19 protein-coding genes and 1 tRNA gene are annotated in these 22,917 nt (G+C 53.0%); 15 read left to right on the top strand and 5 right to left on the bottom strand.

What is annotated here, in order from left to right; all coding sequences use genetic code 11:
* Window positions 1-649 precede the first annotated feature (649 nt).
* The gene (locus G6R38_RS02030) at window positions 650-3,124 is read right to left on the bottom strand and encodes a recombinase family protein (protein ID WP_166820011.1); all 2,475 of its coding nucleotides are present in this window, start codon (window positions 3,122-3,124) and stop codon (window positions 650-652) included.
* Window positions 3,125-4,296: 1,172 nt separating this feature from the next.
* Window positions 4,297-4,370, bottom strand: a tRNA-Arg gene (locus tag G6R38_RS02035).
* Window positions 4,371-4,557: 187 nt separating this feature from the next.
* Here G6R38_RS02035 and G6R38_RS02040 point away from each other — a divergent pair.
* The 14 genes from G6R38_RS02040 (at window position 4,558) to G6R38_RS02105 (ending at window position 19,121) form a co-directional block, all read left to right on the top strand.
* Window positions 4,558-5,850 carry a site-specific integrase gene (locus tag G6R38_RS02040; protein WP_166820012.1) on the top strand — a complete coding sequence of 431 codons (1,293 nt, stop codon included), beginning with the start codon at window positions 4,558-4,560 and terminating at the stop codon, window positions 5,848-5,850.
* 187 nt (window positions 5,851-6,037) lie between these two features.
* Window positions 6,038-6,760, top strand: coding sequence for a hypothetical protein (locus tag G6R38_RS02045; protein WP_166820013.1), 723 nt, complete (start codon window positions 6,038-6,040; stop codon window positions 6,758-6,760).
* 94 nt (window positions 6,761-6,854) lie between these two features.
* Window positions 6,855-7,034 carry a hypothetical protein gene (locus G6R38_RS02050; protein ID WP_166820014.1) on the top strand — a complete coding sequence of 60 codons (180 nt, stop codon included), beginning with the start codon at window positions 6,855-6,857 and terminating at the stop codon, window positions 7,032-7,034.
* Window positions 7,034-7,285: a helix-turn-helix domain-containing protein gene (locus tag G6R38_RS02055; RefSeq protein ID WP_166820015.1), complete on the top strand. Its 252-nt coding sequence runs from the start codon at window positions 7,034-7,036 to the stop codon at window positions 7,283-7,285. The genes G6R38_RS02050 and G6R38_RS02055 overlap by 1 nt, the downstream gene beginning before the upstream one ends.
* Complete coding sequence (locus G6R38_RS02060) at window positions 7,285-8,019, top strand: bifunctional DNA primase/polymerase (RefSeq protein WP_166820016.1); 735 nt, start codon at window positions 7,285-7,287, stop codon at window positions 8,017-8,019. Before G6R38_RS02055 ends, G6R38_RS02060 begins: the two co-directional genes overlap by 1 nt.
* A gap of 56 nt (window positions 8,020-8,075) precedes the next feature.
* Window positions 8,076-9,362 carry a hypothetical protein gene (locus tag G6R38_RS02065; RefSeq protein ID WP_166820017.1) on the top strand — a complete coding sequence of 429 codons (1,287 nt, stop codon included), beginning with the start codon at window positions 8,076-8,078 and terminating at the stop codon, window positions 9,360-9,362.
* 275 nt (window positions 9,363-9,637) lie between these two features.
* On the top strand, window positions 9,638-10,759 hold the full coding sequence (locus tag G6R38_RS02070; RefSeq protein WP_166820018.1) for an ATP-dependent DNA helicase: 1,122 nt from the start codon (window positions 9,638-9,640) through the stop codon (window positions 10,757-10,759).
* A 539-nt stretch (window positions 10,760-11,298) separates the two neighbouring features.
* Window positions 11,299-11,751, top strand: coding sequence for a hypothetical protein (locus G6R38_RS02075; RefSeq protein ID WP_166820019.1), 453 nt, complete (start codon window positions 11,299-11,301; stop codon window positions 11,749-11,751).
* Window positions 11,751-13,334: a terminase large subunit domain-containing protein gene (locus G6R38_RS02080; RefSeq protein WP_166820020.1), complete on the top strand. Its 1,584-nt coding sequence runs from the start codon at window positions 11,751-11,753 to the stop codon at window positions 13,332-13,334. The genes G6R38_RS02075 and G6R38_RS02080 overlap by 1 nt, the downstream gene beginning before the upstream one ends.
* Window positions 13,335-13,409: 75 nt before the next feature.
* Window positions 13,410-13,889, top strand: a complete 480-nt coding sequence (locus tag G6R38_RS02085; protein WP_166820021.1) for a hypothetical protein — start codon at window positions 13,410-13,412, stop codon at window positions 13,887-13,889.
* A gap of 54 nt (window positions 13,890-13,943) precedes the next feature.
* Window positions 13,944-14,297 carry a hypothetical protein gene (locus G6R38_RS02090; protein WP_166820022.1) on the top strand — a complete coding sequence of 118 codons (354 nt, stop codon included), beginning with the start codon at window positions 13,944-13,946 and terminating at the stop codon, window positions 14,295-14,297.
* A 141-nt stretch (window positions 14,298-14,438) separates the two neighbouring features.
* A complete protein-coding gene (locus G6R38_RS02095) occupies window positions 14,439-14,852 on the top strand; it encodes a MarR family winged helix-turn-helix transcriptional regulator (protein WP_166820023.1) in 414 nt (137 codons plus the stop codon).
* Between the two features lie 134 nt (window positions 14,853-14,986).
* Window positions 14,987-15,220: a hypothetical protein gene (locus G6R38_RS02100; protein ID WP_166820024.1), complete on the top strand. Its 234-nt coding sequence runs from the start codon at window positions 14,987-14,989 to the stop codon at window positions 15,218-15,220.
* 754 nt (window positions 15,221-15,974) lie between these two features.
* Window positions 15,975-19,121, top strand: a complete 3,147-nt coding sequence (locus tag G6R38_RS02105; RefSeq protein WP_166820025.1) for a PAS domain S-box protein — start codon at window positions 15,975-15,977, stop codon at window positions 19,119-19,121.
* An 85-nt stretch (window positions 19,122-19,206) separates the two neighbouring features.
* On the opposite strand, the gene G6R38_RS02110 is transcribed toward G6R38_RS02105, so the two are convergent.
* From G6R38_RS02110 to G6R38_RS02120, 3 genes are all read right to left on the bottom strand, one after another.
* On the bottom strand, window positions 19,207-20,256 hold the full coding sequence (locus tag G6R38_RS02110; RefSeq protein WP_166820026.1) for an exo-alpha-sialidase: 1,050 nt from the start codon (window positions 20,254-20,256) through the stop codon (window positions 19,207-19,209).
* A 132-nt stretch (window positions 20,257-20,388) separates the two neighbouring features.
* Complete coding sequence (locus G6R38_RS02115) at window positions 20,389-20,871, bottom strand: TspO/MBR family protein (protein ID WP_166820027.1); 483 nt, start codon at window positions 20,869-20,871, stop codon at window positions 20,389-20,391.
* Window positions 20,868-21,569: a DUF2293 domain-containing protein gene (locus G6R38_RS02120; protein ID WP_166820028.1), complete on the bottom strand. Its 702-nt coding sequence runs from the start codon at window positions 21,567-21,569 to the stop codon at window positions 20,868-20,870. Before G6R38_RS02120 ends, G6R38_RS02115 begins: the two co-directional genes overlap by 4 nt.
* A 266-nt stretch (window positions 21,570-21,835) precedes the next feature.
* Here G6R38_RS02120 and G6R38_RS02125 point away from each other — a divergent pair, with 266 nt between their 5' ends.
* Entirely contained in the window at window positions 21,836-22,753 is a 918-nt protein-coding gene (locus G6R38_RS02125; RefSeq protein WP_166820029.1) for a metallophosphoesterase, read from the top strand.
* Window positions 22,754-22,917 lie beyond the last annotated feature (164 nt).

Genomic DNA, 22,917 nt, shown 5'->3' on the forward strand with positions numbered 1-22,917 from the left:
TTGAATTTGAGTGAGGCTCGAGTGCCACTATAGCTTAAGGGGGCATCCAGGCCGTCGCAACCAATTCATCGGAGGTTCGTAATGTTTCTTGTCGAGTACCGCACCTCTAATGGACGTTGGGATTCATCTGACCTTTCATCGGCCTCAAAAGCTTAACATGACTGGTGAAATCACCTATCCAGAGTAGTGGGTTTACCACTGGTGCGAACAGGTGTATGGACATGTTTCTGCATCCTCTTCCAGCTGCATTCTCGGCATCCGAATACGAGGCGACTTGTCCAAGCGTATTCGTCGATACAAACGAGGGCCAGAATTTAGGTCCCATTTGCTGCGCGAACTGCATAGTGGCAGCTTCGCCAACGGAATCGTCAACGGCGGCTGTCGAGAAATCGGCTCAAGCGATTGCTCATTGAATATCCGCTGCCGATGATTAGGGGGCGAATGCTGTTGATGGGGTACATCAACAGCGTGGAAGCGAATGACGCATGGATTATCTTTGCGATTAGTGCTGTGAGTCTGTAGTCGATTTCCTTGCGTAAGTCTTTCGCGAGGGGGCCACGCGAGTGACAAGTGTTGAATGCGTCAGCTGCAACTATGCCTTAGCTGTTCGTCTTTAACTTCTTGTCTTGTGTGGAACGAGTGGTCGAGATTACACGGTTATTGGAGTGTTGTCGGGGAATTCAGACCGGTCGCGAGAAGAATGTTGCTTCCGCCGCAGCCGATAAATTGTCGAAGCCGAAAGAGATGTCTGTTCGGCAATCTCGGAAACGCTCGTGCCGGCCGCCAGCATCGAGACGGCTTTAGCGACCTCGTCAGGATTGAGATGTTGCCAGCGACCGCGATTCCGCTTTACTGCAACGGACCGCGTCCGCCTATGGGTGCCGAAGTCGTAAGCCCGAGTCGCTGTTGACTCATGGATCTTGAGGTGCCGGGCGATCCGTGGAAACGGCCACTGTTTCTCATCCCGCAACCGCACGACTTCCGCAGCATGAGATTTATATTTCGGTTCTGGCTTGGAACCCTTCTGTCGCGGCCGCCTCTTTCTCGGTTTTTCAGGCTCGGGACGTCCGCCCGTTTCAGCAAAGCGGATGGCGTCATCCGCCAACTTCCAAATGACTCCCAACTCTTCCGAAATCCACTGCGTGCTGCGTCCTTCGAGCTTGTAGGCGAGGGCTCGTCCAGAAATCTGCTCGTATTTCGGCACTTCCCGCAGCCAGACTTCGTGCTTCTCGCCGATTGTCCAAACAGCGGATATTGGGAGTTCCCAACATTCGCTATTTGGACAATCCTTCGGACGCGTTAGATGTGAAACGATTGCATTACCGTTGAGCGCGAATTTCGCAAACCATTGCGGCTTTTTGGAGCCCTTAACTTCGCGTTGCTCGACGATGATCTCGCCAAGCATCTTTTGCAAGATTGGAGCTGCGGCTTCTACTTCTTTAGAAAGTAGGCCGTGCAGGTCGTCGAGCGTTTCAGTGATGAACTCCTCGGTCATTGGAAGGGGATCATCATTCCATTTCACCGAAAGTTCCCGCTCACGATCCCGAAGTCTTGAGAGCGTGTCCTCGACCTCACGGACCACGGTTACCATGGTTCCAATGTCGCCGATCTCACCGGATGTTAGGTGTCGCCGCAATTCGGCCAAGCGTTCTTCAGTCTCACAAATTCTCGCTTTCACGGTCTGAAGTTCCACATCGTCAGATTCGGGAATCTCGTCCAAAATCCGGTTTGCCTCGACAAGAAGACGTTCAAGAAATTCCTTCGTGAAAATCTCTGATCGCAGGTGATCCAACAGTGAGTTCTCGACATGGCTGAGCCGTTTATAGCCTTTGAAGGTACAGCCCTTCTTGCCGTCCCGACCGTTGAGGCAGCAGAGAGAGGCGTATTTTCCACTACGACCTAAGTAGAGTGGTTTTCCGCAGCAACCGCAGGTCAGATGGAACAGTCGCTTTGGAACGGCCCTCTGCCGTTCGCCCGACTGGACGTTCTTTCGAGTCGAATCGAAGGCCGATTTGGACTCCGCCAAGCGAACTTGGGCAGCTTCCCAGACCTCGTCCGAAACAAGCCGAAGGTGAGAAACATCCCGGCTCAGCCATTCTTCGGGCGGATGTTCGACCACGGTCACCTTCCCCGTTTCCGGGTCACGAACCTGCGAGGTCATGCCCCAATACTCAATGCCTTTATAGACCGGCCGCTTGAGCAGTTGCCGGAGGCGCGTGTCGTCCCAGTTGCCGCCTTCTACGTTGCGAGCATTGAGGTCGGCAATGATTGCAGTTCGATCCTCCCTCTTGACGGCGAAGCGGTCAAAAATTTCACGCACGATTTTGGCGGCAGCATCGTCGATCACACGCTGCTTCTCAACCCGCCCTTTGTGGTTGATGACAACTTCACCGTTGGCGTCGAGTAGCGGCACGTCCCGTTGGCCGAGGCAGGGGCCGTTGACGATGCGGTCTTGCAGGAAGGCATCCCGCATTCCTCGCTTGACGCGGTGAGATTTATTCCGACTCTCTTGCTCGTCGATCGCGGCGGAGATGGCATAGTGCAGTGCGGCGCTCTGCTGGCTGGTGTCGATCCCGTTGCCGATTGTGATCAGCACGCAGCCGGAGGCGTCGAGAAGCCGCTTGAAGAGGTGGGCTTCCGCCTGATCGCGGCCAAGCCGAGCGGAGTCGTCCACGTACAGCCGGCAGCAAACTCGCTTCTCGATTGCCTGTTTCATTTGTCGATACCCGGTTCGGGCAGCGATTTTCCCGGTGATCGCACCGTCCGCGAAAACATGCGGCCAAGGCATCATCACGCCGTCGCGGACGACACGCTCCAGACAGATCCCAAGCTGCTGTGGGAGCGACCTCGGATTTGAGTTCGGATCGGAGTAGCGGAGATAAACGCCGCCCGTGGCCTTTGGTGGAATCGGAAAGCGAATCGTTCCCGATCCTCCGAGATACCGGTCTTCAAAATCCTCGACCATGGCCTCGATTCGCTCGTCCGGATCGGCATCCAATAGCGGGACCAATTCAGGACAATGTTCTTCCGCATATTTCAGCCAGACGATAACGCAGTCGTGGATGGACTGCGTTGTGGGCATTCCATGCGGTCGTTTGCCACCAGGGTTCTTTGCATTCGCCATCGCTCTTCTCCAAAGGAGAAGACAGCAATCGGGCTTGGCACACTGTGCCAAAATATGTAGTCAATCGTGAGAAACCTTGAACGCAGCTGACCACAAACGACTAGCCGCAAACTCCAGCGAAACCCAGACTTATGACCATAAGTGGTGTTCTAGCTGAGAGTTGGGGAAACGCCAAAAACGAATCCCCCCCCTCTCCGCTTATGTATGAAGCCGTCAACAGAACCGTTGGCGGCCTTTTTTGTGTCATGCTTGTATTTTCGTCTCCATTCGTTGTGTCGAGAAAGTGCTTGAATGGCTTCCGGTTCCCACTCAGTGCCTTGGTTTTCCGTTCAGAATGACGATAACCGATGCACCGCCGCTTGGGAGTCAGGGTAAGTGGGGTAGGGTGCAGAGTATGATCGCGTCCTGATCAATGAGGCCTTTAACTCCGCCTCCCAGTTTCATCAATACCCGACGTTGCTGCATGTGAAACGAATGCATATCAGCAAGTGTGCAGGTGACCTTTTTGACCAAGTGACTTCAAAACCTGCGTTTGACCACACTACCGGCCATCGTTCGGGATCTGTAGATCTCCAAGCAGGTACTTGATTGAAAGCGGAGCCGTCAGGTCCTAGTCACTTTTTGTGACGCAGTCGCTACAGCAATTCCTTAAGAGTCGAGTTCATCGAAACCGAACAGCGATCACCAGTCTTCGGTTTCCAACCTAGTTCGCCACGAACGAATAGTAGGAACCGTCTTACAGCTTGTCGAACTCAGAAGACAGTCCGCTGCGTTCTTTGGGAGAGTATCTTCCAGTCTTATTGCTATCTGGGTGAGTGAAGCTCCAAGACACGGCCTTGCGAGACCAATTCTCCCAAAGCAAGGGGAAACGATCGTTCGATATGGCGTTGAACTCGGAATAGATAGTGCTGGGAATGCTCTGGTAGAAGAGGGCGTCGCCGTACTGATGCTTGCGGCGATGGCCAGTTTTCATCAAAACGAACTGGCGTACTTGACGCAGGGGTCTTTTGATCTTGAGCGTCTGACAACGCATCATGCGAGGGCACACAAGGACAACGCTGCGCGGGCTGAATACTCGATCGCCCGACATCAACTTGCAGTCACAAAGTACAAAATCAAGTCCAAATACAGTTGAGAATGACAAGAGATGGCTTTCGAGCCATCTCTTTGAGTACCCCCGGCGGGATTCGAACCCACGACCTTCGGTTTAGGAAACCGACGCTCTATCCTGCTGAGCTACGAGGGCAAGTTATAGCAGCACTACAACTTACGGCAAGTTTTCGTTCAGCCTGCTTTAACACCTTACGCCCATTGTTACGCCCGTTTGTGCCCGTCATAATTGACGTGTGCCCAATTTGGGGCGTAAATGAGACTCGCCGGTTGCAGCCGACGAGCCTCGATCCCACCTACCTTTTCAGAACGAAGGTGAGACAATGGCGAATTCTAACAAGCGTAACCGTTCAAAGAAACCCGCTAAGCCAAGGCCAGACTTTCCGCTCTATGCTCATGGCGTGGGAAAGTGGGCCAAGAAGGTCAGAGGCAAGACGGTCTACTTCACGAAGTGGACAGACGATCCAAAGGGTGTGACTGCTCTGGAAATGTGGCTGGAGCAGAAGGACGATCTAATCGCTGGTCGTCAGCCTCGCAAGCATGATCCAGATACGTTGACGGTTGGCCATCTCTGTAATCACTTCCTCACGCATCACGAAGAACGCCGAGACCGTGGCGAGATCAGTCCAAGAACGTTTCAGGGACTGCACGCGACGTGTGCCAACATCATCAAGTGTTTCGGCAAGGGTCGACCCGTCTCCGATCTGACACCTGACGATTTCGGTAAGCTGCGATCGGCATTGGCTGAGACTCGGAAAGCTGTGTCACTCCGAAACGAGATGCAACGCTGTCGATCTGTCTTTCGATATGCGTATGTCAATGGCTTGGTCGACCGAGAGGTGCAGTATGGCTCCAAGTTCGACAAGCCAGAGTTGAAACAGGTTCGGCGTGAACGTCGGCAGGCCAAAGACGAACATGGCTTGCGGATGTTTGATGCGGACGAACTCCGACTGATCTTGGACAACGCCAAACAGCCACTCCGCACGATGGTCTTGCTGGCGGTCAATTGTGGATTCGGACCCACCGACCTGTCTCGGTTGCCGATGCAGTACGTGGACCTGGAAGCCGGATTGATCGACTATCCGAGACCGAAGACGGAAGCCGACCGGATTTGTCCGCTGTGGCCTGAGACGATTGCCGCAATCAAAGAATGGATTCCGAATCGACCGACCGCGAAGAGTGCAGACAACAAAGGTCTACTATTCCTGACGGTCAGAGGTGCTGCATTCGTGAAGGTCTCCAAAAATGGCTCACCAAAGGATGCGATTGGTCAAGAGTTGGATAAGGTTCTTAAACGGCTTGGCATCAAACGTAAGGGAGTCGGATTCTACGCACTCCGACATACGTTCCGAACTGTGGCCGATGCCGCCAAAGACCCTGTGGCGACGAATCTAATTATGGGCCATGTCGACGCCTCGATGGGTGCGATTTACAGAGAGGATATCGCAACGAGCCGACTCCGAGCCGTCACCGATCACGTTCGGCAATGGCTGTTTCCGCCTGACAAGGACTCCAAGCCGACAGACGATCCTGGCAAGGAATCACCCCAGGCGGGTGATTTGCCGGACGACACCAATGACAATGAACCGCCGATCCTCAAGCTGTTTGCGGGATAAAACCGTAGGGCTTGTTGGGTCCACAATAATTGGCCATCTCGTCTCTTCCAGTTCCTGTCGATTCGTGGAAGGGACAACCTCGACAAGCAGATAGCTAGGTAGCTCCTAGTGTTGGCCATGCCGGATTGGATGATCCTTCTCCGATTCGGCATGGCCAGTCTGTTTCTTTGCTCCGAAGGATATTCTAATGAGCGACTTTCTTACTGCATCTCAACGTGCGGAATACTGGATTAACTCTGTGGCCAGTATTGCTCGCTACGCAGAACTCGATAACGTCGAACTCGCATACGGCACGGTGCAGACTCTCCAATATCGAATTGAGGAAAGCGGTGAAGCACTCGAATCGAGATTTGAAGAGTTGGCAATTCTGTCTGACTCACAGGTTACGTTCGAGGGTTTCGGCTGGCATGCTCTGAATGATGCAAGGTTTCCAGGCGTCTGGTCGTCAGCACATGAGGCTGTTCATGGTGTCACCATCGAGGCTCTCGAGATTCTGGCTCAGCCTCTGGAAGACATCACCGACCAGAAAGAACAGAACGAACTGTTTACGCGACTGCTATCGGAACGTGGACATGCTCTTAAAATCTCGATGGTCGAAGTTGCAAAGGTCCAAGAGCGGATCCGGCGTGAACGTCTGAAACTCGTTGGTCCTCCACCATCGCTACTAGACCAAGTGCTTGAAAAACTGACACCGCAGCAGAAAGAGCTGGTCGAATATCTTTGGACACATCCGAAGGCTACTTTCCGGCAAATTCGAGAAGTTCGGAAAGGCTGGAATGATGTACCTTCGGACGAGGCAATTGAAAGCAAGTTCAAGAAGATACGCCAGCGTCTCAACAAGTACAATTTCGGTGTCGGAATCGTAATCTCCCTAGCTGAGAAGAAGGTTGAGCTCGAACGACTAGATTAGTACCCAATTTCGGTCCCAGACAGAACCGTGCTTTGTCGCAAACCCCTGACGATGATTGGCCTCGTTGAAGCCAATTGTCCTCAGGGGTTTTTTCATGACTAATGAACTACAAACACGAATCAAAGAAGCAATCGCCGACCTGCCGACGGTCGAAGAGATTCGAACAAGGATTGCGGAGAATATCCACGAACGTCAGATTCTTCGGCAAATGCTCAAACTTGCCGAACAGCGTGACGAAGCAAATGCACTTCGGCACGAGAAGGGAGACACATAATGAGTGCTCCCAAATCTGCATTAACGGTTGCTCAAGTTGCCGAGCGACTCGGAACTAGACCGCACACAGTGACGGCTTGGATCAAATCCGGCGAACTCCGAGCGATCGACATCAGCCAATCGGCTGGCGGTCGTCCGACTTGGCGAATCATGCCCGAAGACCTCGACGCCTTTATAGAACGTCGAACGCATCAGGCAGCACCAAAGCGAACTCGGAGAAAGAAACGCTCCAATATTAAGGAGTTTTTCTAATGCCGATATCCAAAGCACGCATATTGAAGAACGCTGCGAAATCTCTGTACGACAAGAACGTGCCGATCATTCCGATGACGGTCGACAAGAAGGCGACCGGCAAGTGGGCAGGTCTCGAAGACGGATTCGATTGGGTCGACATCGAACGCGACATTGATGGCGGTCTGGCTAAGGGAATCGCAATCAATCTTGCCTATACCGATTGGTTGGATATCGAATGCGACTCTGAAGAAGCAGAGACACACCTGCAATCGCTGTTTGGTGGCAAGATTCCACCGACTCCGACTTGGCAATCCGGTCGCGGCAAGCATCGGCTATTCCGTAAGGATCGGTCGAAGTGGCCAAAGGGTAAAGGATTTGCCGTCGGCAAGCTCGACATTCTGTTGGGCAACGGCAAAGGCTGCTTAACGACCGTGCCGCCATCGCTGCACCCTGAGGGAATGGAACGGTATTGGCTGGATGGTCTGTCGCTCGATGACCTCGAACCGGCTGAACTGCCTGAAAACGTCATCCGGCAGCTAGTTGAAACGTCGGAAGGCTCAGTAGGGTCGAGTAGGGTCGACCCTAAAGTGGCAAAGTTGGGGGGAAAGATGCCACATCGCAATTGCTGGCGATGGTTGCGGACGTTGAGTGCTGGCATTCCACCGATGGTGAAACCTCATACGCATCTGTGCGGAATGGAGAGCACCTCGAGCACTGGCCAATCGACTCCAAACGGTTCCAGGATTTTCTGAGTCTGACGTACTACAGAGCCAAACGGAAGGCAATTCCAGCCGACGTCGTAAGGTCTGTGCAGGCGACTTTCGACGCTAAAGCCAAGTTTGAAGGCAAAGCCTACGACGTTGCGTTGCGTGTCGGTGGTCACGGCGACTGTATCTACATTGACCTCTGCGATGAGCAATGGCGAGTCGTGGAGGTAGATCGTGATGGCTGGCGAATCCGCAAGGACTCTCCGATCCGATTCCGACGACGCAAGGGAATGCTGGAACTACCAGAGCCGACTACAGGCGGGTCGATCCAGGAACTCCGACAATTCGTGAACGTAGCGGATAAGGATTGGCCTCTAGTCTTAGGTGCTTTGATTGGCATGTTCCGACCGGATGGTCCGTATTGGGTCGTCAAACTCAGTGCGGAACAGGGATCAGGTAAGACTACATTCGTGCGTGTCCTAAGATCCTTGATCGATCCAAATACGTCACCGACGCGGGCACAAACGACTAGCGAGAAGGATCTATTTATTGCCGCCAACAACTCTTGGGTGCTGTCCTTCGACAACGTGTCGTTTGTGGGTGGCAAACTATCCGATGCGTTCTGTCGGCTAGCCACTGGCGGTGGTTTCAGCACACGGTCTCTCTATACGAATGACGACGAGACGATCATAGATGTGTGTCGACCGATCCTACTGAACGGCATCACAGATGTCGGCACGCGATCCGACTTGCTTGACCGATCGTTGGTGATTGAGTTGCCACCGATTGCGTCCTCGAACCGTACGCCTGAATCTGTATTCAACCGTCGATTCAGCGAAACATCGCCAAGGATCCTGGGTGCTCTGTTAGATGCTGTCGTTGTGGCACTGCAGAGACTTCCAGAGGTAGAGCAGTCCGACACAGATTGGCCACGCATGGCCGATGCCGCAATTTGGGCAACCGCTGCAGAGCCTGGACTCGGATTGCCGGATGGTGCGTTTTTGGATGCGTACACTGTCAACCGAGAGGATGCGGTTCGTAGCGGTCTGGAATCGTCGCCGGTATTTGATCGCTTGATCAAACTGCTTGCCGAGTCGGATGGTGGCAGCGTCAAACTCACTCCAGCCCAATTGAAATCCAAGTTGGAAGTCGGCATCGGCACCAAGGTCCACAACTGGCCAAAGTCACCTGCTGAGTTGACCAACCATCTCAAACGGATCATGCCGTCTCTACGGGAAGTCGGCATCATTGCCAAGCATGGAAAGTCGGACGGCAAACGCTACTGGCAATTGATCGATCGCAACCATCAACCGAGTGACCAACCATCGACGCAACCGCAGGGTGAGTTGGCCAAGAAGGTCAGCAAGAAGCGTAAGCAGTTGGAATGATTCCGCAACAGGGTCGACCCTGCCATTTTTCAGGGTCGACGACTCGCCACCGCATTCTTGGCCTAGAACTATCACCAAAAAGTTGTTGCACAAACGTCGACCCTGTCGACCCTACGGTCGTTTTGTGCGTTTTGGCCTAGGGAATTCGCAAATTCAACAGGGTCGACGGCCTCGACCCTACCAACCAACAGGGTCGACCCTTCACAGGGTACAAACGAACCGGGTCGAGTAGGGTCGACCCTTTACATGCAAAATTTTAACCGCCTGAGGATGACATGAAATTACCAACATTGACCGCTGAACAACGGGATGCCCGCGACTACTTGGTAGACGATCCTTCTTTGATTCGACGCCTAGGTGGACTCGCCGGAACCGGCAAGTCGACCTTACTCGGATACGTGGCCAAAGAGTTTCCAAGAGCACTGGCTATGACGCCAACCGGAAAGGCAGCAGAAGTTCTCCGACAGAAGGGTCTTAAGAATGCAACGACGATTCATAGTGCTATCTATGCATGTCATGAAAAGCCAATTCTCGATGAGAACGGAAAGGAAGTGAAAGGCAAGAATGGCAAGCCGCTCACAGAGACGATTTTCGGACGCAAGCCACCCAAGTTCGTCGAAGGCGACATCTTCATTGTGGATGAAGCCTCCATGGTGACACGCAAACTGTACGACGATCTACGCTCGTATCGTCGACCGATCATCTTTGTTGGTGATCATGGACAACTGGAGCCAATTGGCGACTCGTTTAACTTGATGGAAGACGCGGAAGTAAAGTTAGAGACTATTCACCGAAACGCCAACGAGATTGCTAGGTTCGCTGGGTTTTTGCGTGACGGCAATGAGGCAAGAAATTGGAAGTCTCAAGAGAAACTGAGACAACGGAAGGTCTATCTAACGCCAACCGACAAAATGCTAAAGTCGGACTCGTGGGGAATCTTCGACCAGGTCATCACCGCGTTCAACAAAGACCGAGTGATTCTGAATCAACACTATCGAGACTTCTTGCACAACATTCAAGACGAAGACAACGTGCCGATTGTTGGAGATCGAGTCATCTGTCTTCGAAACAACCATAAGCGTGGTCTTGCCAACGGCATGATAGGTGTCGTCAAGCGTGTAGACTCTGACACATGCTATATGGTCTTTGAGACAACGAACGGAGTTTGCCACGGCGTCGAATACGACCCTGAGCAATTCAATAATCCTAAGTCGCCAGAGTTCACGCGGAAGCATGAAGCATTTGATTTCGCGTACTGCATTACATGTCATAAGGCACAAGGATCTGAATTCGGTCATGTGTTGGTGATGCCAGGCGAGTGTCCATATTGGAGTCGGGAACGCTGGGCGTATACGGCTGCGAGTCGTGCCAAATCAAAACTAACTTGGATGATCTAAAATGATAAGAATAGAGTTGACGCACTACCTCGATGGATTTGAGTTGAGAACTGAAGTTGAAGGCGAGTTTGAGACGACTGAGCATGTGCAGAGATGCGACGACGTGTTTGATGCGTTTCGGCAAATTCTCAGGCTGAGGATGGAGTTCTTTAAAGGCGAGTTGTCATTGAAGACTTGTCGCAGCTTCATGCCGGATCATGAATCGGATGTGTCGTAGCGTCATCGTCATTGTAGTCAGAGAGTCATTGCAGCCAAGGTGCAGAGAGTCATTGTAGCCAGAGAGAGTTTTCGGACTCAGAATTGGATTCGCTTTCAGAGTTCTCCAATGGTTCTATGGGCTTGGCTGCTTGACTACCTGACGACATAACTTTCCAGACGTCAACGGTTCTAACAACCGTTGCTCTAGTACGTCTCGACCTATGGAAATATAGGGTATCGTCACGCTCCTAGTCGTTGGCTTACGCCGATCGACGGGCGTGGCATGGCGGAATTCGATCGAAATCAGGCAGTCCAGAAGTAAGCAGGAAGGCGAAACCCTTATGAGTGACACCCACAAGGATGACACCACCAAGAACAAAACCAACTTGCCAAAGCGTGACGGTGGCAATCTTGGTGTCAAGAAAGGCAACCGAAACCGCATGCGTCACGGCTTGCATGCAGGCAAGCTACCGGCTGGCTGTGGCTACATCGAGAATCGGCTGAACAGCTTTCGTCGAAAGCTAGAGGACATCGTCATGGCTGCGAAAGGCGAAGTCACGATCACCGACGCTGCCCATATTCAGACTGCGTTGAAGTGGGAACGTCACGGCATGTTGGCGTTGCGTTGGCTCAAGATCGAGGGTGACAGCCTCAAGCCGACCGACAAGCTCAATTTCTCGCGAGAGATTGCCAAAGCATCCGAGAGTCGAGACCGAGCCATTCGTGCTCTGAATCTCGACCGCGACAAGCAAGACAACATCATCGAAATCCTCTATGGCAAAGGCGACATGTAATGAACCTTCGCGAAATCCAACAATCACCAGCAGCATTCCGACGAGCCATCAAGATCGACACCGACCGTCATGGCGTTGCACCTCTCGCAGATTGCCTAGACGATTGGCAGGAAGCCGATTTCCAGGCACTCGACAACGGCTGGCGTCGTGCAGCAGGTCAGAAGGTCGAGCAAGCAACGCAGCGTGCTTGGCTGGAACGCGGTCGTGGCCATTCTAAGACCAGCGACTTGGCTGTCATGGCAACTTGGACTCTGTTCGCCTCTCGAAAGCGACTCTCAGGTATCGCAGCAGCAGGTGACAAGGACCAAGCAGCGTTACTCCGAACAGCCATCGCAAGACTGTTAGACTGCAATCCTTGGCTGTCTGGCCTCATCGAGATTCAGAGTTCGCGGATCATCAACACTGGCACCAAATCCGAACTCGAAATCATCTCAAGCGATGCCGCCACGAGCTACGGTCTGACTCCCGATTTCGTGATTGCCGACGAGGTTTGCCATTGGGCCAAACGTGACCTCTGGGATTCTCTGTTATCCTCATCGGCCAAGCGATCGACTTGTATGTTCGTCGTGATCACCAACGCGGGTCTGATGGACGATTGGGTTTGGGAAACCAGAGAGAAGGTCCGCACCGATCCGGCTTGGCACTTTTCCAGACTTGATGGTCCGGTCGCATCCTGGATCAATCAAGACCTACTTGCCGAGCAGGAACGACTCTTACCATCCATCGCGTTCACTCGCCTATGGCTCAACGAATGGACCTCAGGCGGTGGCGACGCACTCAGTAGAGCCGACATCGAGGCAGCATTTGACAAGAATCTCAGTCTGATGCCAGCCAAGGAATCCGGCTATCAGTACGTCGCAGGTTTAGACCTTGGCGTGTCTCGCGATGCCTCTGCAATCTGCGTTCTCGCGATTAAGGGTCGCCAGCGTTGGGACAAGACTCGCAGCGATCACGGTGAAATCCGATTGGCCTACACTCAACTTTGGAAACCAAATCGAGGCGAGAAGATCAATCTTTCTCAAGTTGAGTCCGCACTCGTCAAGCTGCACAGCAAATATGATTTCGAGAGCGTGATGTACGATCCTTGGCAGGCAACGCATATGAGCCAGAGACTCGAACTCAGACGGTTGCCGATGGTCGAGCTAACTCAGTCCGGTACGAATCTGCAACGTGTCGCTACAACTGTGATCGAGGCGTTTAACGATCGTCGACTCAGGCTGTATCCAGAACCAGAGTTGAAACGCGATCTCATCCGACTCCGAGTCGAGGAACGCAGCTATGGTTTCCGGCTTGTCAGTCCTAGAGATGGCACAGGACACGGTGACCTCGCATCTGCGTTTGGGTACGCAATGGTCGGAGCTAATGATCTAGCTGGTCGAATCCGAAAGGGTCAGGCTGGCGTGATCGATTTATACGCTCCTCAGGAAGTTGACGCGGACGACGACGTGCCATATTGGGCCAAAGACTTCGAGTCGAGACGCCTGCAATTCGAGGCGGACCAACGCATGTTTCGTGAGCCTGATGACGATGATGCCGAACTACGCCTAGCCATGCGATTGGCTAGTGGTGGTCGTCGTGGATAACAGCAAGGGTTGAGAGAACTCCATTCTCCAGAAAAGATTTCACCAAACCGTTACGAATCTACAGGAAGGATAGCAATGTCATTTGATCGAGGTGACCAACCGACAACCAAAGCACTTTTCGACGCATGGCGTAAAGACCATGGACCAGGATACGTTGAGTACGGAGACTGGTTCATCTTCGAAGATGGTGCTCGACTCAACAAACTTTGTCCTGCCAGCTTTCCGGAAGATGAACAGATGCGTCGACGCTACATCAGACTCCGAGCCGAGCAAGCAGAGCGGGAATTCGAGTCCTACAAGCAGCATCTCATCGAAGAGGCCAAGTACGCCAAGAAATCAGGACTAGAACTGTCCTTTGATCTTGAAGACGAGAAAGAACGCTTGGCCGAACTCAAGAAGGTCGCCGAAGAATGTCGGCAAGCCTACTTGGACGACACAGCAGAAGAACGCAAGCGTCAAGAATCTTTGAATCAGACTCTGGCATTTGAGGCAGCAGAGCGATCGAAGAACTCAGCCGATGCGAATGCGGTCCTGACCGAACTCCGCAAACTCTAATCCAAGACGCGACACCGCACCACACCAACTCCAATTTGTAAAGGAACCATAGCAATGTCCGATTTAACTCCACAACAAGAACAAGAACTGATCGTCCAGCTCGAAGCCGTTCTGAATTTCCGAGAACAGCAAAAGCGATCGAAGCAGCCTGTCCGAAACCAGATCACCGAACCGCCGGTCCGAAACTGCAAGTGTGATGCCGTCGATGATCCGAATGACTACTACCCTGATCCGCCTGTGATCAACTGGTCTGAAGACTCAGCATTCAATCAGAGTCCTAGTCCACAGTCGAATCCGGCACCATCGTCGCCAGAGTTGATCTACAACTCAAATCCGAACGACGAGGATGACTACTATCCTGATCCACCGATCATCAATTGGGCTGCAGAATCTGAATTCCGACCGTAAATGGCGTTCTGAATTCCTAGTCTGAATATGACTTGAGGCAATTCAGGAAAAACGTCAAGAATTGAATTGCTATTGTCGTCGTGGTCGACGATAAATTTGGCTGAAGTGAACACACTTACACACCAGCCAAGGAGATGAGAGATGGCCGCCAAGAAGACCACGACGACGAAAGCAACGACTAAGAAGACCACCACCAAGTCAACGCCAAAGAAAACCACGACCAAGAAGACCCAATCCAAGAGCAAGAAGACTGAGAAGGTAGATCCAAAGATGGAACGCAAGCAAGCTAAGTCGATCGAACTGAGCCTGGCACAATTCCGAGTCTTGAAGGCTCTGAGCAATGGCGAGGCAATGACCTACCGCGACATTGAGAAGGTGACCGGCTATTACTCGATCTTGACTAAGGTCATGCGGACCAAACACGATGGCAGTCTCTGCTCTCGGAAACTCGCCACCGAAGAGATGCACGACGTCAACGGTCGAGACGTGTTGGCGTTCCGAATCACCGCAGCAGGTAAGAAGGCAGTCCGACAAGCAGAGAAGGTCGAAGCATAACAGACCGAGACGAATCGAAGCATCCGACACCCTCAGGTTAGACGCCTGAGGTTTTTTTCATGCGCAGGTGTCGACCGAATGTGTGACCATCGGTACCATTGGGTGGACAGTCTCTCAGTCTCAAAGGTGCCTAAATGAAACGCAGTACGATCATCGCTACCTGTCTCCTAAATTCCAGTATGGTGACACGCCTTGAAGATGGAGAGTGGAGAGTCCAACAGGTATTTGAGGACGAGTTTCCCAATGAAGATTTCCGACAATGGGATCGGGAAGTCTCGGATGCAACTGCTGATCAGATCGTGAAGACAGTTGGGCGTGCCGGACGAATCAACGTGGCATCGTTCATCGACGACCTCCGCACGGTGTAACGCTACTCAGGAAGCTGGCAAGGTCGATGGGGCGGAAATCGGCTGGAATGCACGCCTGAGGCCAATTTCGGCACGATTTTGGGCATCCTGGGCATGCGACGACGGCATGGCTGACAGGCTAGTTGGTGGACTGGCGTAATTACGCCGATAAGCCGACAGAAAGCGACGTTTTACGCCGAATCTTAGTGAGCCTGGGAAGCAGCGAATGCTTATAAAAACATAGGGTTTCCAGGCGAAATTGCACCTACCAGAGACTAAGTAGAAATACTTAGGAAACCGACGCTCTATCCTGCTGAGCTACGGGGGCAAGGGGTTTATTGATTTGGGTCGAATGTTGGTTTGGAAATGGTGGTCTTGTAACTCTCGGAGTCTACTCGAAAGAGTGTTTCTGAAAAAGCCAGTGGGGGCTTCTGGCCAAACTGTTTGACGGGTATTCGTTCAGATTGTCACACGCATGCACCATCACTGATGGAATCTGTGGCGGTGCGGAGGTGGACGAACTGGCTTCGTACGGGTCTAGTTGATCAATCGAAATGTCTGCCACCCCTGGGCAAGCCCGGGGGGGCGTTAGTTCGATATCGTACAAAACATCGACTTACGCCATGGCGCCACAGGTACAGATGTCCAGAATCCAATTCGCATGAACTTGTCGTAAGGACGCCCGGGGTGCTTAAGGCTTTGCTGGCCTTCTACATAAATAAACTTTAGAATGGCACGTCATTGATACAATGACTCAGTGTCAAAAGAGCGAGCCATGGGAAGCACGGATGGAGACCGAGTCTTCGATGAGGCAGACTCATTAGGACGGAAGAACTATTTGCAGAGTTCTGAGCTGTTGGAAACAGTGTTGGCCGCTTTTCGCGCCGTTGCATGGGAATGGGACCTCTCCGAAGACCAGATCGTGTTCACGGAAAATGCTGCGAAGGCACTTCGACTGGCTATCGTGGCAGAGTCGCTGCCAAGTTCGCGATGGTTCGATCTCATCCATCCCGATGATCAGAAACGACATCGGGACGTCATGACGGACGTCATTTCCCAGGGCGGGGAATACAAGAGTGAATACCGTGTGATCCGTCCTGATGACGGGACGATTCTTTGGTTGATGGAGCAGGGGCGTGCGTTCCCCGGGCATTCCGGGAAAACTGTCAGTTTAAGTGGCGTAGTTCGGGACATTAGCGAGCAAAAACAAGTCGAACAACGGCATCGGCAGTTTGTCCTGCTGGCGGAAAACAGCGATGAATTTATCGGCATGTGTGACGAGCAACTCCGGCCGTTCTTCATCAATCCAGCTGGCGTGCGACTGGTCGGACTGGACAGCCGAGAAAAAGCGTTGCAAACGCCGGTCCGAGATTTCTTCTTCCCTGATGACCAGCCGAAGATGTTGAACGAGTTTTTCCCACGGGTCTTGCGGGAAGGCCGGGGGGAAGTCGAGATTCGCTTTCGGCACTTCAAGACGGGTCAACCTTTGTGGGTCATTTTCGGGCTCTTCGCTCTGGTGGACGAACACGGCGGCCCGATGGGCTTCGCAACAATTACTCGAGACATTACCGAACGAAAGCAAACAGAAACGACACTGCGTAACAGCGCAGAACGGTACCATACGTTGTTTGAGTCGATCGATGAAGGTTTCTGTATCATCGAGATGATCTTTGATGATAACGATGAGCCGTACGACTACCGCTTCTTGGAGGTCAATCAGGCGTTCGAAAAATACACAGGGTTGCGGAACGCAGTTGGCAAGAGGATGCGAGAGTTCGCTCCCAATCATGAAACTCATTGGTATGAAATCTATGGGCGAGTGGCGATGACCGGGGAATCGGTCCGTTGTATCAACGAAGCGAAAGCACTTGGTCGTTGGTACGAAGTTGCCGCGTCTCGGATCGGGTCGCCGGAAGATCGGCATGTCGCGGTTCTGTTCAACGATATTACGGACCGCAAGCAAGCGGAATCAGAACGCGAACGATTACACAGAGAAGTCGAGACCGAGCGAGAACGTCTGATTGATGTGTTCCAACGCGCCCCGTCATTTATGGCCGTTGTGAATGGCCCGGACCACGTCTTTGAACGAGTAAACGACCGCTACTATCAGCTGGTCGGGCATCGCGAACTGATCGGAATTCCGGTCCGTAAAGCACTTCCGGAAATTGCCGGACAAGGGCTTTTTGAAGCACTTGATAAAGTCTATGAGACTGGCGAACCATTTGTGGCCACGGGAATGCCGGTCCTTTTGCAGCGGCAACCCAATGATCCTCCTGAGGAACGATTTCTGGATTTTGTCTACCAGGCACTCTACGGTCCGGACGGCGAAATCACGGGTATTCTTGCTCAGGGCATCGATTTGACTGAGCGGAAACACGCTGAGGCCGCCTTGCGAGAGAACGAACAGCGATTTCGCACGCTGGTCGAGCAGGTTCAAGACTATGCGATCTTCATGACCGACTCCGAAGGCCGTGCCACTTCGTGGAACGAGGGTGTTCGGCAGGTGCTCGGTTTCTCGGAATCCGAATTTCTCGGGCAGGACATTGGCCCGATCATCTTTACCCGCGAGGACATTGTAAACGGTGCTCCCCAAATTGAGTTGGACACCGCGGCGGCAAACGGACGTGCTCGCAGTGATCGGTGGATGCAGCGGAAGGATGGGACACAGTTCTTTGCAACGGGAATCACCGCAGCCCTGCATGATGAAGTGGGGAAACTAGTTGGCTTCATGAAAGTCATGCGGGACGAAACCAATCAAAGGCATCTTGAAGAAAACCTTCGCAGGGTCGCCGCCGATCTTTCGGAAGCCAATCGCCGAAAATCTGAGTTTCTGGCAACGCTTGGGCATGAACTACGGAATCCATTGGCGCCCATTCGCACTGGCTTGGAGATCATGAAGCTTGCTGCGGATGATCCTGTGATCATGGAAGACACGCGTAGCATGATGGAGCGGCAGACTCAGCAGATGGTGCGACTGATTGACGACTTGCTTGACGTCTCGCGGATCAGCCGAGGGAAGATGACGCTGAAAACGTGCGATGTCGTGTTGGCCGACGTGTTGCAGAGCGCAGTGGAATCTACTCGTCCACTGATTGACGAAGCTGGGCAAGAACTGTCGATCAGTATGCCTACGGAGGCGACACCTCTCCACGCCGACCCAAACCGATTAGCTCAAGTCTTTTCGAACCTGCTCCACAACGCGACCAAATACACGCCGGAAGGGGGACACATCGAGCTTTCCGTCGAATTGCAGAAAGACGATGTCCTGGTTTCGGTCAAAGACAACGGTATCGGCATCCCGATCGAACTTCAGGCTGGCATTTTTGAGCTGTTCAGCCAGATCGACCAATCCATCGGAAAAAGCTATGAAGGTCTTGGAATTGGACTGACACTTGTCAAACAACTCGTGGAGATGCACGGAGGTGATATCACCGTCCAAAGTGCCGGTGCCGACCAAGGAAGCGAGTTCACCGTGCGTCTCCCCGTTTGTGTTGAAATACCTCCTGATCCGTCGCCGCCGTCATCCAGCCAACCCGCGGATAAAGTCATGCAGCTCCGCATTCTGGTTGTTGACGACAATCACGCGGCTGCCGACATGTTGGCCATGGTGGTCTCGATGATTGGCAACGATGTTCGCACCGCATATGACGGATCTCAAGGTGTTCAAGTCGCCGAGTCGTTTCGCCCCGATGTCGTCCTTATGGATCTGGGGATGCCAGTTATGACAGGGTATGAAGCCGCTCGCCACATCCGCGAACAAGACTGGGGACGTGACATGATACTCGTTGCCCTAACGGGCTGGGGACAGGAGGAAGATCGACAACGAACAAAGGAAGCCGGGTTCGATCATCACTTGGTCAAACCCGCTGAGCCTGCCACTTTGCAACAACTGCTTATCGAACTTGCGAGTCAATCAGATTGAGCATCCCTAGTGTGCTACGCACAAGTCTATTTCATCTCACGTTCCACTCACTGGGGCGACGCTTTACGCGAAAACATGGAACGGCTCAGGGTTGAGTTTTCTGTAACGCACTGAGCCGCAACGTGGCGAGATAGATTGCGGCTTTGCCCTCATGCGACGAATAGTAGGACACCCACAATCGATTGTTCGGCTCATCGACGACAAAGCCGGGATAGCTCGTATCGCCACTGCTTGGCAGTGTCACGAGATGGTCAAATTGGGACGTATCCAAATCGAGTTGCCATAGTTCCGTGGTCGCTTTTTTGCCGTAACCGCGACTGCCGGCTAGCCAAACGGATTGAGGAAGTTGAACGAGATTCGGTCCCCCGAATCGTTTGTTCGATGGCGTGAAATTCCATTCGGTGTAGGGCGGTTTGGCTTGACCAATCCAACCCGCCGGATCGTTGCCTCCGCGACGAATCATGGCAAGCATTGTATTGTCTGGTAGAAACTGCAGAGTGGTTTCGCTGGGAAAGTCCACCGCCAATGTGGACACATGGTCGTAGTGAATTCCGTCCCGACTCCGAATGAGCTGAAGCGTGCGAGGCTTCCCAGGCGGAACTTGCTGCACACACCCCCAAGCCCAGCCATCGTGCCAAGTGACACGCCACAGCCAATCATGACCGGTGATGATGGAATCTGGCATCGTCACTTTCTGCGTAGGTCCGAAGCGTTCACTCTTGCTGTCGAAGAAGGCCACCCGTGACTCAATGCGTTTCCGCTCCGAACCATGATAGAACGACGCGCCAGCATTCACCATCAGCCGTCCATCTGGTGCGACGGAAAGTTTCGGGTCACGCAGGTCGACGTGTTGCTCGGACAACAAACCCACGGATTCCCAATTCATCCCGTCTTGCGAACGAATCACCCGAATGGTGCCGTTACGCCCGGGAATGTGACCGGACCCCTCGCGAAAAGTACAGTAGAGGTCGTCATCAAACAGTATCAAATCTGTGAACGCACTATGTTCGGCACGGTCCCAAATTCGCGCAACCGAAACGACCGTTTGTTGTTGAATCGTCTCGTCGGCATCCGCTTCAGCCGTGAGCAATCCGCAAACAAACGATATTAGAAGAATGCTCTTTGCACAGCTCATAAGGAATGCTCGGGGCTGATGTTTCCACATGGTGCACTTGGTCCTCAGACGAATTGGCCACTCAGAATTCTTATCTAGACCATCTTCAACACGCGGTCACAAAACACAACCCGAACGAGCAATGTCCCTGAGTTATGTTGCGTTCAATCGCCAAATCTCGAAGTTGAGCACAGCGGCGAAACTTACCCAGACCAAGTACGGCACGAGCAGTCCGCTGGCCAGGTGTGACTCCCTGTAGAAACTGATCAGCGTCGCCGTGATTGCCAACCAAAGTACGACAATTTCCACGAAAGCCCAGCCCGGTTTGTGAGCGGCAAAGAAGATCCACGACCAAGCGATGTTCAAGAGAAGCTGAAAGCCGAACAGCATCAATGGTACTGCTGCCGCGCGATAGCCGCGATTCTTCCAAACCAACCACGCAGCGATTGCCATGAGAACATACAAGGTCGTCCAAACGGGGCCAAACACCCAGCCCGGCGGATTCCAAGTCGGCTTCTGGAGTGTCCGGTACCAACCGTCGATCTCGGGTGTGGTTGCGATCGCCCCCAGACCACCGGCCCCCAAACAGATGATCAAACTCACAAGCAGACCAAGCCATACGGTCAATGGTTTCATGGTGTTTCTCCTTGGTCACATGACGGTGCCAGCGCCGATTGCAGCGGACAACGTGAAGAGTCGACCGGCTCTCCACGACGGTATGATGCCAGAAGACTTCGAGACTTCTCGGCGAGTTGACGGCGAACTTCTCGACGTTTGCCTTTGACGCGGGCAATTTTCATAGAGTCGTAGGCAGTGGTCTGATGTCGCATCCAAGCGATCACAGCCGATTCCGCCCGCTGTTCGATCGGAATTCGCTGAGTCCGAGCCACCGTGCCACTACCGACAGGCGTCGCGTGTTTCGTTACCGCTTCCGCAAGCCTCTCGGCCAGATCATCATACTCGACGGCAAAACCGAGGAAGGCAAGAACGGCTTTTCGGAACTCAGCCACGTACTCTTTGTGTTTCTTTTCCCGACGAGCCGTATCCGCTGCCCGACGTTTGGCATAGGATTCCGTCGAACGCTCGGCGTCGAGGTCCGCGCGGATTTTCGCAATTCGATCAGCCGGTGCCCAAACCCCACGGGAAAACGTCCGTCGGCCTTTTTTCTCTTGCACCGTCCAACTGGGACCGGCCGACTTCACGCGTCGCGTGAGAGCGGCATCCCCAGGCGGGAGCAGTTCCCAACTGTCGGGCACTTGCAGGTCCTGTCCATTCGGCGTGCGAACCGACCGATCCGTCGGTCCAGGGGTGACAATCCGTGTCTCGTTGGGCATCCGTATTCTCATTTTCCGCAGTGATGTCGTGTGATTCCAAGCAATCCGTCGCATGATCTGCACATCACGTGACGGATGTCAACAACGTCTCTCATCGAAACTGGTGAACTTTTACGACCCGATCCCTGAGGGAACGCAAAAGCGACCAGTCATTGTTGAGAACAAGTTGCTTGAGTAGGCGTAGCTGCCGCACGGTGATATCATCGGTTGGCCGCGAGATTGTATCCAGGGTTCTGACGTAAACACAGATGGCAGGTGATTGTGGAATGAACAGATTGGTGGCAGTCGGTGACATCCACGGATGTAGCCAGACATTGGCGGCACTGCTCAAGAGAATTGACCTGGAACCAGGCGACACACTTCTGTCGACCGGTGATCTCTCGTCCAAGGGGGAAGATTCCCAAGGCGTTCACGATCAGTTAGTAGAGCTAGAAGAACGCGGCGTCAATCTGATCTTGCTCCTGGGCAATCATGAACTGATGTTGCTGGCGATGCAACGCTTGGTCGGTGCGGATGTGGACCTCACCAAATTCCCCGAATCGGTCTTCGAAGGTGCTGATGTCAGCTTCCTTGTTCGAGACAACGAAACTTGGGCCACTCTCAAGTCTTACGGAATCGAGGGAGCCGAAGACCCGCAGTATTGGGCGTTTCGTTACACCGATCCCCAAGAGCATTTCGAATCCCTGACCGACCAATTTACCGACCTGAATTGGGAGTTGCCCCAGTCTCACCTGGATTTACTCTCTCGCTGCCAGACACATCACATCGAACGGAATTGCCTCTTCGTGCATTCGGGGATTCTTCCGAAGTTTCTTCAGATGGCAAACGCCCACGACGCGGTCGAAGCCCAACTCCAAGAAGATGCCCGTGCTCTATTCTGGACCCGAGAAGGGCTTGGCGAACGTCCCAGTTTTCCCGAACTAATCGTCCATGGTCACACACCGTTACCGTACTTGCACACCTGCGTGGCCGACACGAGTCCATGGCGTGATGAAGACTTGGTTTTTAAATCCGTAATTCACAACGGCACCTTGAACCTCGACAGCGGTGTCTTCCTGGAAGCCGGCCATTTGACTGCCGTGGAAATTCCCGAAGACGGTAACCCGGCCAATTTTGAAATGATTCGGGTCTCGCGACGCGACCCCGTTTGCAAAGATCGGTTGTGGCATTTCAATTTCATGTAAAATCCAAATTTGCCCGGATAACAACGCCCGAGTCAAAATCTTCTCCGGCCGAGGAAGGCCATCACGATAGACGATTTGAGTCTGAGTTGCTGATGACTTGGTTCCCTCGTTGGACATCAATCGACGAGTGATTCGCATGAGCCTTGCGAGAAATTCCGATTCCA

It is taken from the genome of Thalassoroseus pseudoceratinae (genome assembly GCF_011634775.1).
Classification (GTDB): Bacteria; Planctomycetota; Planctomycetia; order Planctomycetales; family Planctomycetaceae; genus Thalassoroseus; species Thalassoroseus pseudoceratinae.